Here is a 13,003-nt window from a genome sequence, read left to right as displayed (position 1 = left end):
ATGGCCGGGGGTGATCGGGCAGGGGAGACGCCATGCACCGGCTGTTTCATGTGAGCGATCTGCATTTCGGGCGCGAGGACGCGCAGGCGATCGACTGGTTCCGGGAACGGGTCGCCGCCGAGCGCCCCGATGCGGTGGCGATCACCGGCGATCTGACGATGCGTGCCCGCCACCGCGAGTTTGCCGCCGCCTGTGACTGGATCCTGTCGCTGGCCGCGCCGGTGACGGTCGAGGTCGGCAATCACGACCTGCCCTATTTCAACCTGATCGAACGCTTCGCCGCGCCCTATCGCCGCATCCGCCGGATCGAACGGCTGGTCGAGCGCGAGATCGATCTGCCGGGCGTCTCGCTCGTGCCGCTGAAAACGACCGCGCGCGCCCAGTGGCGGCTCGATTGGTCCAAGGGGTGCGTGACCCCGGCGGCGCTGCGCCACACGCTGGCCGCCGTCCGCACGCTGCCCGATCCGCAGACCGTGCTGGTCACCGCCCATCATCCGCTGGTGGAGGCGAACACAAAGGGCCGGGCGCTGACGCGGGGCGGGGAAAAGGCGCTCGCCGCGCTTGCCGCCGCCGGGGTGACGGCGGTGCTGACCGGCCATGTCCATGATCCGTTCGATCTGGTGAAGCTGACCGATGCCGGGCCGATCCGCATGATCGGCGCGGGCACATTGTCGCAGCGGTTGCGGTCGACCCCGCCCAGCTTCAACGAGCTGCGGATCGGCCGCAACGGGCTTGAGGTGCGCGTGCGCACGCTGGGCGAGGTCAGTCAGGCGGACATGATGATCGACAGCGTCCCCGAAGATGCCGAGCCGCCGGGGCCGGGCGATCCGGTGGCACCGATTGCCGCCCGGCATCCCCGCCCGGACGATCCGGCCTGAAACGCGACGGGGTGCTGCCCCTGCGCGACGCTTGGCCGCGCACTGACCGCCGCATGAAAAAGGCCCCGCCCTGCGGTGCAGGACGGGGCCGATTTCTGCCGTCAGGCGCGGATCAGGCGAAGCTGACCTTGCGCGCGCGGGCGCGCATGCCGGCACCGACCAGGCCGAAGCCCAGGATCATCATGCCCCAGGTCGCCGGCTCCGGCACCGCATCGGCCAGGAACTGGCGATGGATGTAGAGCGGCACGAACCCGTTCAGTTCGCCGAACGAGCTGTTGAGGCCGCCGCCGATGTCGCCAAAGCCGGTGCCGAAGCTCAGGCCATAAGAGGTGACCGAGATGATCCGGCCATCGGCACCGAACTGCGGGCCGCCCGAGTCGCCGCCGGCCACGCTCACTTCGCGCGCGCCGCGGCCGAGGTTGCAGAACTTGCCCGACGGCGCGATGCCGAGGCCGTTGACCGCGAGGCGGCACGACGCGTCGTTCGCGGCAAGGCCGTTGTCGAAGTCCGACACATAGGAGAACTCGACTTCGGCTTCGCCGAAGAAGTTTTCGCCATTGGCATCACGATCGGTGAAGAAACCGCCGAAATCGGCATCGCCGAACCGGAAGTCCATGCGGTTGTCGCCTTCGCGCAGGCGGCCGGTGCCGAGATTGGCGCCAACATTGCCGCCGGCGTCCGAACGACGGCCATAACCGGCGACGGTGAAGTCACGGCCGGTCAGGTCCGGGCCCAGGTCCAGTTCATAGGACGTCGCCCAGATCGGCGCATCTTCGCCCAGACGGATGATCGCGATGTCGTTCTGGTCGATGACTTCGCCGGTATAGCCCTGGTTGACCGAGATGCCGATCGCAGTGCGCGACACCGAGTCGACCGGGTTGTTCGACACGATGGTGTCGGGGTTGTTGCCGCCATAGAACCAGGCGGTGGTGGTGCGCGGACCTTCGGTGCCGGCCCCGTCCGACACGCAGTGCGCGGCGGTCAGGATCGAGCGGCGGTCGGGAAGCAGCGAGCCGGTGCAGATGAACGAGCCGCCGGGACCATAATCCATGATCAGTGCGACGACGCCCGAGCGCTGCGGCATCGGCGCGACGTTGAGCGTGCTGCCGCCGCTGGCGATGGTCGCGGTCGAACCGGTGCCGACGATGCGGCTCTGCGCGGTCCAGGTCAGGCCGTTGGCGCTGCCGGTCTGGATCTTCGGGCCGATCTGCGCCTGGGCAGCCATCGGGAAGGCGAGCGCGGCGGCGCCGAGCAGGCCAATCACTTTATACGACATTACAAAACCCCCTTGGTGTGAGGCAGCGCGGCCGACACCCGGACCCTGCCGGGGGAAGGACGCCGACCCGCTGAGCGACCGACCCCATGCGGTCGCATGTCGATGACAATGCCGTGTCGGAAAGGTTAATCAAGCCTTAAACTTATGTTTATCCCGCGCGTCCCGGAGCGGGACAGGGCTAAGAAACATGCGTCAAAGCGCTGTGCTGCAACGCAAAAATACCCGAATCCAGTCCGAAATGGCTGGATATTGCGCGCCTGCTGGCACCTCCGCGCCGCCTTCGGGCCATGAAAAAAGGGGCCCCGGACCATGCCCGGGACCCCTGATTTCGACCATGCCCCAGCGGGCAGGCGCGTCAGCGCTTCGAGAACTGGAAGCTGCGACGTGCCTTGGCGCGGCCATATTTCTTGCGCTCCACGACGCGCGGGTCGCGGGTCAGGAAGCCGGCGGCCTTGACCGCCGAGCGCAGCGCCGGCTCGTACCGGGTCAGCGCCTGGGCGATGCCGTGCTTGACCGCACCGGCCTGGCCCGAAAGGCCGCCGCCCTTCACGGTCGCGACCACGTCATACTGGTCGCGGCGTTCGGCGACGTCGAACGGCTGGTTGATGACCAGGCGCAGCGTCGGGCGCGCGAAATACACGGTCTGGTCGCGGCCGTTGACGATGATCTTGCCGCTGCCCGGCTTCAGCCAGACGCGGGCGACGGCATCCTTGCGGCGGCCGGTCGCATAGGCGCGGCCCTGCTTGTCCAGCTGCTGCTCGCGCAGCGGGGCAGCGGGCTGGGCCGGCTGGACCGGCGCGTCGCCGGCCGGTGCGGTGGCGATACCCTGGGTGATCGAGCCCAGATCGGCGAGGGACTGACGCGTGTCGGACATTATGCGCCCACCTTGTTCTTGCGGTTCATCGAGGCGACGTCGAGAATCTCGGGGTTCTGCGCCTCATGGCTGTGGTTCGGACCGGCGAAGATGCGCAGGTTGCGCATCTGCTGGCGACCGAGCGGGCCGCGCGGGATCATGCGCTCGACCGCCTTTTCAAGGACGCGCTCGGGGAAGCGGCCGCCCAGCACCTTGTCGGCGCGGTATTCCTTGAGGCCGCCCGGATAGCCGGTGTGCTTGTAGTAGAACTTCTGCGTCAGCTTGCGGCCCGTGAAGCGCACCTTGTCGGCGTTGATCACGATCACATTGTCGCCGCAGTCGATGTGCGGGGTGAAGCTCGGCTTGTGCTTGCCGCGCAGAATGTTGGCGATGATCGACGCGACCCGGCCGACGACCAGGCCCTCGGCATCGATCAGATGCCACTTCTTTTCGACCGTCGCCGGCGTGGCCGACTTGGTCGTCTTCATCAGCGCCTTCATGGCAATGACCTTTGCGAATGGACGAACATTGAATGGACGAACGGTTCAAAACGAACGACGCCGCCCGGATCCGGACGGCGCGTGCAGGCGGTCCTCTGGCGAAGCGGACGCGAAAAGTCAAGAAAAGCGCCGCTTTGCTGACGGGTATCTGGATACCTTGGCGCGTTATCGGTGCAGCGCGCGGGCGCGCGGGTCATGCCGGCTGCAGCGGCAGGCCGGTGCGATCGGAATGTCAGGTTTTTCTTGGGGAGGTGGAGGCCCGAGCCGGAATCGAACCGGCGTGCAAGGATTTGCAGTCCTCTGCGTAACCACTCCGCCATCGGGCCGAGGCGACGGGCATTTGCTTGGCTTTGCGCGCCGGGTCAATCAAAACTTGCGCCATCCGCTGCCGGCGGGCGACGAAACCCGGCTTGGCGGGTGCGCGGCCAGGCGGTAGAAGCCGTGTGACAAAGTGTATTGCCCCCATAAGACAGTTGTGCGAAGAAGCGAGCGATGACGGAACAGAATTACGATCTGATGCGCCGGGCCATGGTCGAGAGCCAGCTCAGGACCACGGGGGTCAGCGATCCCCGGGTCGTCGCGGCGATGGCCTCGGTTCCCCGTGAGCGATTCGTCCCCGAGGAGCGCCGGTCGCTCGCCTATATCGACCGGCCGGTCGATCTGGGCGGCGGGCGCGCGCTGAACCTGCCCGAGGCGACCGGCCGGCTGCTGACTGCCGCGCAGGTGGCGGCGGATGATCGGGTGCTCGTCGTCGGCGCGGCAAGCGGCTATGCGGCCGCACTGCTCGACCAGTTGGCGGGCCATGTCGTCGCGCTGGAGACGGATGCGGCGCTGGTCGCGGCGGCGCGCGCGGCGCTTGCCGGCACGGGCGTCGAGGTCGTCGAGGGGCCGCTTGCTGATGGCTGGGCAGCCGGGGCGCCTTATGATCTGATCTTCATCGACGGGCTGGTCGGCCATGTGCCGGCCGCGCTGGTCGAACAGCTGGCCGAAGGCGGCCGGCTGGCGGCGGCGATCGAGGATGGCGGCGCATCGCGGCTGGGCATCGGCCGGCGTTCCGGCACCGGCTTCGGCGTCGATCTGTTTGCCGATTGCGAGGCGGTGCGCCTGCCGGGGTTCGACCGGCCGCGCACATTCACATTCTGACAGGCTAAGGGACGAAAGAGGGCGCATGCGGGGTTATCTATCTGGCCTGGCCGTGTCGGTGGCGACGCTTGCGCTGACGGCGCCGGCGGCTGCAGAGACGCTTCAGGGCGCGCTGGCCAAGGCCTATCAGAACAACCCGACGTTGACGGCGGCGCGCGCCAACCAGCGCGCGACCGACGAGACCGTGCCGATCCAGCGCGCCGCCGGCCTGCCGTCCGCCAACCTGACCGCGACCTACAACGAAAACGTCCTCATTCCGCCGGGGCAGTTCGTCAACACGCTCCGGACGCTCAACTCCAATGCCCAGCTGCAGGTGCCGATCTACAATGGCGGGTCGGTCAGGAACGGCATCCGTGCCGCCGACCGCCGGGTGCAGGCGGGGGCCGAGCAGCTGCGCGGCGTCGAATCCTCGGTATTCTCGCAGGTTGTCGCCGCTTATAACGACGTGCTGCGCGACGAGGCGGTGGCCGAGCTCAACCGCGCCAATGTCCGCCAGCTCGAGGTCAATCTGCAGGCGACGCGCGACCGGTTCGAGGTTGGCGACCTGACGCGCACCGATGTCGCCCAGTCCGAGGCGCGGCTGTCGCTGGCGCGCGGCGACCTGCGCACTGCCGAGGCCAATCTGATCGGCAGCCGCGAACGCTATATCCAGCTGGTCGGCGAAGTGCCGATCGATCTTGCCGCACCGCCGCAGCTGCCCAACCTGCCCGAAAGCCCGGAACAGGCGGTGGCCGTCGCGCTGCGCGAAAATCCCGATCTGGCGGCGGCGTCGCGCAACCGCGAAGCGACCAAGTTCGACGTCGCCGTCGCGCGCGCCAGCCGGCTGCCGACGCTGTCGGCTTTTGGCCAGGCACAGCGCAACGATAACTTCGGCAGCGTTCAGGCGAACATTCCGATCAACATTCCCAACCAGCAGACCTCGGCTGCGCTCGGCCTGCAGGCCAATATCCCGATCTTCCAGGGCGGTCGCCCGAGCGCGCAGGTGCGTCAGGCCCAGGCCCGGCAGAGCCAGGCGGTCGAGCAGGTGATCGAGACCGAACGCAATGTCGTCCAGCAGGCGCGCGCCGCCTTTGCCAGCTGGCGCGCCGCGCAGGACGTGATCCGCGCTGCCCAGACCGCCGTTGATGCCAACACTCTGTCGCTTGAAGGCGTGCGGGCCGAAAACGGCGTCGGCAACCGCACGATCATCGAAGTGCTGAATGCCGAGCAGGAACTGCTCAACGCGCGGGTGCAGCTGGTGACGGCGCGGCGCAACGCCTATGTCGCCGCCTTCTCGCTGCTGGCGGCGATGGGGCAGGCCGAGGCGCGCGACCTCAATCTTGAAGGCGTCGTGCTCTACGATCCGGCGGTCAATTACGAGCGTGTCCGCGACCGCATCTGGGATTTCGAGTCCCCGGCCGATCCGACCGCGCAGGCGAGCCGGACCGTTGACACGCCCGCGCAAAACCCGGAAACCACGCGCGCCCCGCAATGACGCCGCAGCACGGCGTCTGGCCCCCGGTCGAGGCGCGTCATCGCGCCCGGCCGATGGTCATGAGGGGTCCATGACGGCGCGGGGTGGACAATGGCGCGGGGTCAATGATGGCACAGGGCGGCACCGAACCTTCGATGGAAGAGATTCTCTCGTCCATCAAACGCATCATTGCCGAGGACAATGACGGCGGGCCGCGCGGCCGCCGCGTCCGGCCCGCATCGGGCGCGCAGGCCGCAGGCGACATGCTGGCAGATGGCGACGAGCCGGACGTGCTCGAACTTACCGATCCGATCGGCGGGGCGGGTGGGATCCCGTCGCTCGGTGCCCCGTCGCTGCATTCCGGGGCGCTCCATTCCGCGCTGGTCGATCCGCTGCCGGCCGGTGATGCGCCCCGTTCGGACACCGGCCAGCCCCAGATCCAGCCTCAGCCCGAGGCGGGCGGCATCGCCACGGTGAGCGCGCTCACCTCCACCGCCGACGAACTGATCTCGACCAGCGCCGCCGAGGCGAGCCGCCAGGCACTCGCCGCACTGTCGCGCATGGTGGTGCGCCCCGATGGCACCGCCGGCGACAACACGCTTGAAGGGCTGGTGCGCGAAATGCTGCGCCCGATGCTCAAGGAATGGCTGGACGCGCGGCTGCCCGACATCGTCAACGCCGCCGTGGCGCGCGAAGTCGCCCGGATCAGCGGCCGGGGACTGTAACGGCGGCGCGTCCGCGACCGCCCTTTGCGCGCCGCCCCTGATGCTCACCCGTGCCGGTTGCCCTTGCCAGAGAGGGGGCGGATCGGGTTAAGGCCGGTGCATGAGCGAGCTTGCCAAGACTTTCGATCCCGCGGCCATCGAGGCGAAATGGTATCCGCATTGGGAAGGCAGCGGCCTGTTCAGGCCCGCGCGCCCCGATGCCGATCCGTTCACGATCGTCATCCCGCCGCCCAATGTCACCGGCTCGCTGCATATCGGCCATGCGCTCGACAACACGCTGCAGGACATTCTGATCCGTCATGCCCGGCTGGTCGGGCGCGATGCGCTGTGGGTGGTGGGCACCGATCATGCCGGGATCGCCACCCAGATGGTGGTCGAGCGGCAGATGAACGCCGCCGGCGAAAAGCGCACCGATTTCACCCGCGAGGCGTTTGTCGAGCGGGTCTGGCGCTGGAAAGAGGAAAGCGGCGGGCAGATCACCCGCCAGCTCCGCCGGCTGGGTGCGTCGTGCGACTGGGCGCAGGAACGCTTCACGATGGACGAGGGCTTCAGCCGCGCCGTCCTGAAGGTGTTCGTCGATCTTTACCGCCAGGGCCTGATCTACCGCGACAAGAGGCTGGTGAACTGGGACCCGAAGCTGGGCACCGCGATTTCCGATCTGGAGGTCGAGACGCGCGAGGTGCAGGGCCATTTCTGGCATCTGCGCTATCCGCTGGCCGACGGGTCGGGGCACATCATGGTCGCGACCACCCGGCCGGAGACGATGCTCGCTGACATGGCGGTCGCCGTTCATCCCGAAGATCCGCGTTACACCGCGCTCATCGGCCGGCAGGTGCGGCTGCCGATCACCGGGCGGCTGATCCCGATCGTTGCCGACGAACATGCCGATCCGGAACTGGGGTCGGGCGCGGTCAAGATCACGCCGGGGCATGATTTCAACGACTTCGAAGTGGGCGTGCGCGCCGGCTTCAAGGCGGCGGACATGCTCAACATGCTCGATGCCGAAGCGCGGATCGTGCAGACCGCCGACAATCTGGTGCCCGGCGAGCTGATCGGGCTGGACCGGTTCGCCGCGCGCCGCCGTGTCGTCGAACTGATCGAGGCCGAAGGGCTGCTCGACAAGGTCGAGGACCGGGTCATCCAGACGCCCTATGGCGACCGTTCGGGCGTGGTGATCGAACCGTGGCTGACCGATCAATGGTATGTCGATGCCAAGACGCTGGCCGCCCCGGCGATCGAGGCCGTCCGCTCCGGCGCGATCAAGGTCGTGCCCGAAAGCTGGACCAAGACCTATTTCAACTGGATGGAGAACATCCAGCCCTGGTGCGTGTCGCGCCAGCTGTGGTGGGGCCACCGCATCCCGGCATGGTTTGCGCCGGGGGGCGAGGTGTTTGTCGCCGAAACCGAGGAAGAGGCGATCGAGCAGGCTGAGGCCGCACTCGGCCCCGATGTCGCGCTGACCCGCGATGCCGATGTGCTCGACACCTGGTTCTCGTCCGCACTGTGGCCGTTCGGCACGCTGGGCTGGCCCGATCAGAGCGCGCAGCTGGCGCGCCATTATCCCAACGATGTGCTGATCTCGGGCTTCGACATCCTGTTCTTCTGGGATGCGCGCATGATCATGCAGGGCCTGCATTTCATGCGCGAGGTGCCGTTCCGCACGCTTTACCTGCACGGGCTGGTGCGCGCCGCCGACGGGTCGAAAATGTCCAAGTCCAAGGGCAATACCGTCGACCCGCTGGGCCTGATCGAACGCTACGGCGCCGATGCGCTGCGGTTCACGCTGGCGGCGATGGAAAGCCAGGGCCGCGACGTGAAGCTCGATGAGCGGCGGGTCGAGGGCTATCGCAACTTCGCGACCAAGCTGTGGAACGCCGCCCGTTTCGCCCAGGCGAACGGCATCGGCGCGTCGTCGTCGCCGGTGCCGCCCGCCGCCACCCTGCCGGTCAATCGCTGGATCGTCGGCGAAGTGCAGGCGACGGTGGCCGCACTCGATCAGGCGCTCGCCGGGCTGCGCTATGACGAAGCGGCCAACACCATCTATCATTTCATCTGGGACCGGTTCTGCGACTGGTATCTGGAACTGATCAAGGGCCAGATCGACGACGAGACCCGCGCCGTGGCCGGCTGGGCGATCGACCAGATCCTGGTGATGCTGCATCCGTTCATGCCGTTCATCACCGAGGAACTGTGGCACGCAATGGGGCCGCGCGATCATGAACTGATCATCGCGCGCTGGCCCGATGCCGCGGCCATTCCTGTCGATGCCGATGCCGCGCGCGAGATTGACTGGCTGATCCGGCTGGTCGGCGAGGTGCGCGCCGCGCGCACCGAGCTGGGCATCGCGCCGGGCGCACGCCTGACCGCCTTTGTCCGCGACGCATCCGCAGCGACCCTCGCCCGGATCGACCACAACGCGCCGGTGCTCGCCCGGCTGGCGCGCATCGATGCGGTGACGCCCGGCGCCGCGCCGGCGGGCGGTGCGCTGCAGATCGTCGTTGACGAGGCGACCTATGCGCTGCCGCTCGCCGGGGTCATCGATCTCGAGGCCGAACGCGCCCGGCTGGCCAAGGCGATTGCGGCAGCCGAGAAGGAACGCGACGCGCTTGCCCAGCGGCTCGACAATCCGGCCTTTGTCGAGCGCGCCAAGCCCGAGGCGGTCGCCAAGGCGCGCGCCGATCATGCCGAAAAGGCCGCCGAGGCCGAACGGCTGGCCGCCGCCCGCGCGCGGCTCGGGTGAGCCCGGGCGGGCCGGCACGCGGCGGCGGGGGACGGGCCGGGGGCAGGGATCTGACCTCCGGGCCGATCGCCCGCACGCTGATCCTGTTCGCGCTGCCGACCATGGGGTCGAGTGTCCTCCAGTCGCTCAATGCCTCGATCAACGCGGTGTGGATCGGCCGGTTTCTGGGGCCGACCGCGCTTGCGGCAACCACCAATGCCAGCCTGGTCATGTTCCTGCTGTTTGCGGCGGTGTTCGGGTTCGGCATGGCGGCGACGATCCTGATCGGCCAGGCATTCGGCCGCCGCGACATTGACGGCGCGCGCCGGGTGTTCGGCACCGCGCTCGGCCTGTTCCTGATCTTCGGCCTGGTCATCACCGCAGCCGGATGGCTGGCGGCGGACCGGCTGCTCGACCTGCTCCGCACGCCCGCCGACGCGCATGGGCTCGCCGATCTTTATCTGCGCGTCATCCTGCTGTCGGTGCCGGCCAGTTTCGTCACCGTGCTCATCACCATGGCGCTGCGCGGGGCGGGCGATGCGATGACGCCCTTGATCTTCATGGGGCTGACGGTGGTGCTGGACGTGGTGCTGAACCCGGTCCTGATCCTGGGGCTGGGCCCGGTGCCGGCGCTGGGCATTGCCGGGTCGGCGCTGGCGACGGTGATCGCCAATCTGGTCGGGCTGGCGGCGCTTGTCGTCACCATCCGCGCGCGTGACCTGCCGATCCGGCTGACCGGGGCGGCATGGCGTTATCTGCGCCCCGATCCGGCGATCCTGAAGCTGCTGCTCGCCAAGGGCGTGCCGATGGGGCTGCAGATGCTGGTCGTGTCGGTATCGGTGCTGATGATGGTGTTCCTGATCAATGCGCAAGGCGTGGCGACCATCGCCGCCTTCGGGGCTGCCAACCAGCTCTGGACCTATATCCAGATGCCGGCGATGGCCGTGGGCGCGGCGGTGAGCGCGGTGGCGGCGCAGAATCTGGGCGCCGGGCAATGGGCGCGGGTTGAACAGACGATGCGCGCCGGCATCGCGATCAACATTGTCATGACCGGGCTGGTCGTGCTGTGCGTCGTGCTTGCCGAACGGCCGCTGCTGGGGCTGTTCCTGGCCTATGGCGGCGCGGCGCTCGACATCGCCACCCATGTCAACCGCATCGTCGCGTGGAGCTGGATCCTGTTCGGGATCACCGCCGTCATGTCGGCGACGGTGCGGGCGAACGGCGCGGTGATGGTGCCGCTCCTCATCCTGACGGTCGCGCTGATGCCGGTGCGGTTCGGCTTTGCGCTGGCGTTCGGCCCGGCGCTGGGCGCGGATGCGATCTGGTGGAGCTTTCCCGTCGGCTCCGCAGTGTCGGTGGTGCTGACCGCGCTCTATTACCGGTTCGGCGGCTGGCGCAGCGGCGGGATGGCCGGTGCGCCCGCGCGTCCGCCGGTTGGCGCGGCAAGCAAGATCCCCGGCAATATCCCTGGCAAGATCACCGGCTGAGCGCGCCGGCTCAGCCCGGCCCGTCCGCGGGGGCCGCCACCTCGATCACCGCCGGCGCGACGCGCGCCATCACCGGGGTGCGGGCCAGCACCTCGCCGTCGATGGAAATCGGCAGCGGCGGATCGGTTTCGATCCTGAGCGCCCGGCCATGGAATTCGCGCACCGTGCGCCGCCGCCAGCTCAGCTTCAGGATGCTCGCCGCCCAGCTGGTCAGCAGCCGGTGGCTGGCATCGCCGATCACCGCCTGCACGACGATCTCGCCGCTGTCGACCGCCGCATCCTCGATCAGTTCGGTCCCGCCATGGAAGCGGCCATTGGCGATCCGCACCTCGACCGCGTCGATCGTCTCGCCGTCAACGCTCAGGCGGAACGGGCGGAAGCGGGTGAACACCAGCGCCGCCCAGGCCATATAGCCGATGCGCCCCAGCCAGCGTTTCAGCCCATGCGGCACCGTCTGCGCGATCAGCGGCGACATGCCGATCGCGGCGGCATTGGCGAAATAATCGCCGTCGATCATCCCCAGATCGATCCGCCGCCGCCGCCCGTTCGCGATCACCGCCACCGCGCCGTCAAGGTCGAGCGGAATGCCGAGCGTGCGGGCAAAGCTGTTGGCGGTGCCGAGCGGCAGCAGCGCGAACACCGCATGATGGGCGACGAAATCATCGACCACGCCCGACAGCGTCCCGTCGCCGCCGCCGACGATCACCATCGGCGGATCATCGGCCAGCACCCGGCGGATGACGGGCTGAAGCTGGCGCGGATCGCGCACCGCATGGGCGGCGATCAGCTCGATCCCGGCGGCTTCCAGCCTGGTGCGCGCCTCGGCAAACAGGTCGCGGCCCTTGCGCGACCGGGCGTTGACGACCAGCGCGGCGCGGCGCGGCAGGGCATCGGGGCGGCGGCCGGCAGCGGCGCGGGCGGCGTGGGCGGTTGGGCTGGCATCCGGGGCAAGGTTCGCGCTAGGTCTGGTGCATGAGTCAAGCTGCATTTCCCGCCCTGCGCCTGCGCCGCACCCGTGCCGCCGCCTGGAGCCGCCGCCTTCACGCCGAAACGGTGGTCACGCCGGCCGACCTGATCTGGCCGCTGTTCATCGTCGAGGGGACGGGGGTGGAAGAACCGATCGCGACCATGCCCGGCGTGTCGCGCTGGTCGGTCGATCTGATCGCCAAGCGTGCGCTGGAGGCGCGCGCGCTTGGCATTCCGGCGATCGCCCTGTTCCCCAACACCCCCGCCGGGCTGCGCACCGAAGACGGGCGCGAGGCGCTCAACCCCGACAATCTGATGTGCCGCGCGATCCGCGCGATCAAGGACGCCGCCCCCGAAATCGGCGTGCTCACCGATGTCGCGCTCGATCCCTATACGGCGCACGGCCATGACGGGCTGGTCGATGCGGCGGGCTATGTGCTCAACGATGCGACCAAGGCGGTGCTGGTCGATCAGGCGCTCAACCAGGCGCGGGCCGGGGCGGACATCATCGCCCCCTCCGACATGATGGACGGGCGGGTGACGGCGATCCGCGCGGCGCTGGAGGCCGACGGGCATGTCAATGTCCAGATCATGGCCTATGCCGCCAAATATGCGAGCGCCTTTTACGGGCCGTTCCGCGACGCCGTCGGCTCGCGCGGGCGGCTGTCGGGCGACAAGAAAAGCTATCAGATGGATCCCGGCAATGGCGATGAGGCGCTGCGCGAGGTCGCGCTCGATCTGGCCGAGGGCGCGGACAGCGTGATGGTGAAGCCCGGTCTCGCCTATCTGGATATTATCTGGCGGGTGAAGCAGGCGTTTCAGGTTCCCGTCTTCGCCTATCAGGTGTCGGGCGAATATGCGATGATCGAAGCCGCCGTCGCCGCCGGGGCGGGCGACCGCGACGCGCTGGTGCTGGAGACGATGACCGCGTTCAAGCGCGCCGGCTGTGCGGGCGTGCTCAGCTATCACGCGCCGCACGCGGCCCGGCTGCTCGGCCGCTGAC

At 68.6% G+C, this 13,003-nt stretch carries 10 protein-coding genes, 1 tRNA gene and 2 pseudogenes; 7 read left to right on the top strand and 6 right to left on the bottom strand.

Annotated elements, in window-relative coordinates:
- Positions 1 to 32 precede the first annotated feature (32 nt).
- Positions 33 to 878 (top strand): metallophosphoesterase family protein, encoded by an 846-nt coding sequence (locus GVO57_RS12165; protein WP_160593377.1) that lies wholly within the window; start codon positions 33 to 35, stop codon positions 876 to 878.
- Positions 879 to 990: 112 nt separating this feature from the next.
- Here GVO57_RS12165 and GVO57_RS15665 read toward each other — a convergent pair.
- The 5 genes and pseudogenes from GVO57_RS15665 to GVO57_RS12145 form a co-directional block, all read right to left on the bottom strand.
- A pseudogene (locus GVO57_RS15665) lies at positions 991 to 1,095 on the bottom strand (PEPxxWA-CTERM sorting domain-containing protein); the annotation flags it as partial.
- Between the two features lie 513 nt (positions 1,096 to 1,608).
- Positions 1,609 to 1,929: pseudogene (locus GVO57_RS15660) on the bottom strand (trypsin-like serine protease); the annotation flags it as partial.
- Between the two features lie 580 nt (positions 1,930 to 2,509).
- Complete coding sequence (gene rpsI, locus GVO57_RS12155) at positions 2,510 to 3,028, bottom strand: 30S ribosomal protein S9 (protein ID WP_160593372.1); 519 nt, start codon at positions 3,026 to 3,028, stop codon at positions 2,510 to 2,512.
- Positions 3,028 to 3,507 (bottom strand): 50S ribosomal protein L13, encoded by a 480-nt coding sequence (gene rplM, locus GVO57_RS12150; protein ID WP_160593370.1) that lies wholly within the window; start codon positions 3,505 to 3,507, stop codon positions 3,028 to 3,030. Before rplM ends, rpsI begins: the two co-directional genes overlap by 1 nt.
- A gap of 252 nt (positions 3,508 to 3,759) precedes the next feature.
- A tRNA-Cys gene (locus GVO57_RS12145) sits at positions 3,760 to 3,833 on the bottom strand.
- A gap of 166 nt (positions 3,834 to 3,999) precedes the next feature.
- Between GVO57_RS12145 and GVO57_RS12140 the strand changes: the two genes are divergently transcribed.
- The 5 genes from GVO57_RS12140 to GVO57_RS12120 all read left to right on the top strand — a co-directional run bounded on the left by GVO57_RS12140 (position 4,000) and on the right by GVO57_RS12120 (position 11,034).
- Positions 4,000 to 4,650 carry a protein-L-isoaspartate O-methyltransferase family protein gene (locus GVO57_RS12140; protein WP_160593368.1) on the top strand — a complete coding sequence of 217 codons (651 nt, stop codon included), beginning with the start codon at positions 4,000 to 4,002 and terminating at the stop codon, positions 4,648 to 4,650.
- Positions 4,651 to 4,675: 25 nt separating this feature from the next.
- Positions 4,676 to 6,124 carry a TolC family outer membrane protein gene (locus tag GVO57_RS12135; RefSeq protein WP_160593366.1) on the top strand — a complete coding sequence of 483 codons (1,449 nt, stop codon included), beginning with the start codon at positions 4,676 to 4,678 and terminating at the stop codon, positions 6,122 to 6,124.
- 104 nt (positions 6,125 to 6,228) lie between these two features.
- Positions 6,229 to 6,828 carry a DUF2497 domain-containing protein gene (locus tag GVO57_RS12130; protein WP_233281373.1) on the top strand — a complete coding sequence of 200 codons (600 nt, stop codon included), beginning with the start codon at positions 6,229 to 6,231 and terminating at the stop codon, positions 6,826 to 6,828.
- 100 nt (positions 6,829 to 6,928) lie between these two features.
- Positions 6,929 to 9,568 (top strand): valine--tRNA ligase, encoded by a 2,640-nt coding sequence (locus GVO57_RS12125; RefSeq protein ID WP_160593364.1) that lies wholly within the window; start codon positions 6,929 to 6,931, stop codon positions 9,566 to 9,568.
- The gene (locus tag GVO57_RS12120; RefSeq protein WP_233281372.1) at positions 9,565 to 11,034 is read left to right on the top strand and encodes an MATE family efflux transporter; all 1,470 of its coding nucleotides are present in this window, start codon (positions 9,565 to 9,567) and stop codon (positions 11,032 to 11,034) included. The genes GVO57_RS12125 and GVO57_RS12120 overlap by 4 nt, the downstream gene beginning before the upstream one ends.
- A gap of 10 nt (positions 11,035 to 11,044) precedes the next feature.
- Here GVO57_RS12120 and GVO57_RS12115 read toward each other — a convergent pair whose 3' ends face one another.
- Positions 11,045 to 12,022 carry a diacylglycerol kinase family protein gene (locus tag GVO57_RS12115; RefSeq protein ID WP_160593362.1) on the bottom strand — a complete coding sequence of 326 codons (978 nt, stop codon included), beginning with the start codon at positions 12,020 to 12,022 and terminating at the stop codon, positions 11,045 to 11,047.
- Between GVO57_RS12115 and hemB the strand changes: the two genes are divergently transcribed.
- Entirely contained in the window at positions 12,007 to 13,002 is a 996-nt protein-coding gene (gene hemB / locus GVO57_RS12110; protein WP_160593360.1) for a porphobilinogen synthase, read from the top strand. The two genes, GVO57_RS12115 and hemB, sit on opposite strands and share 16 nt — an antisense overlap.
- Position 13,003: the final 1 nt, after the last annotated feature.

The sequence above is a fragment of the Sphingomonas changnyeongensis genome, assembly GCF_009913435.1.
GTDB classification, from domain to species: domain Bacteria; phylum Pseudomonadota; class Alphaproteobacteria; order Sphingomonadales; family Sphingomonadaceae; genus Sphingomonas_B; species Sphingomonas_B changnyeongensis.
Note: the sequence above shows the minus strand (reverse complement) of the source record. Positions and strands in the feature narration are given on the sequence as shown.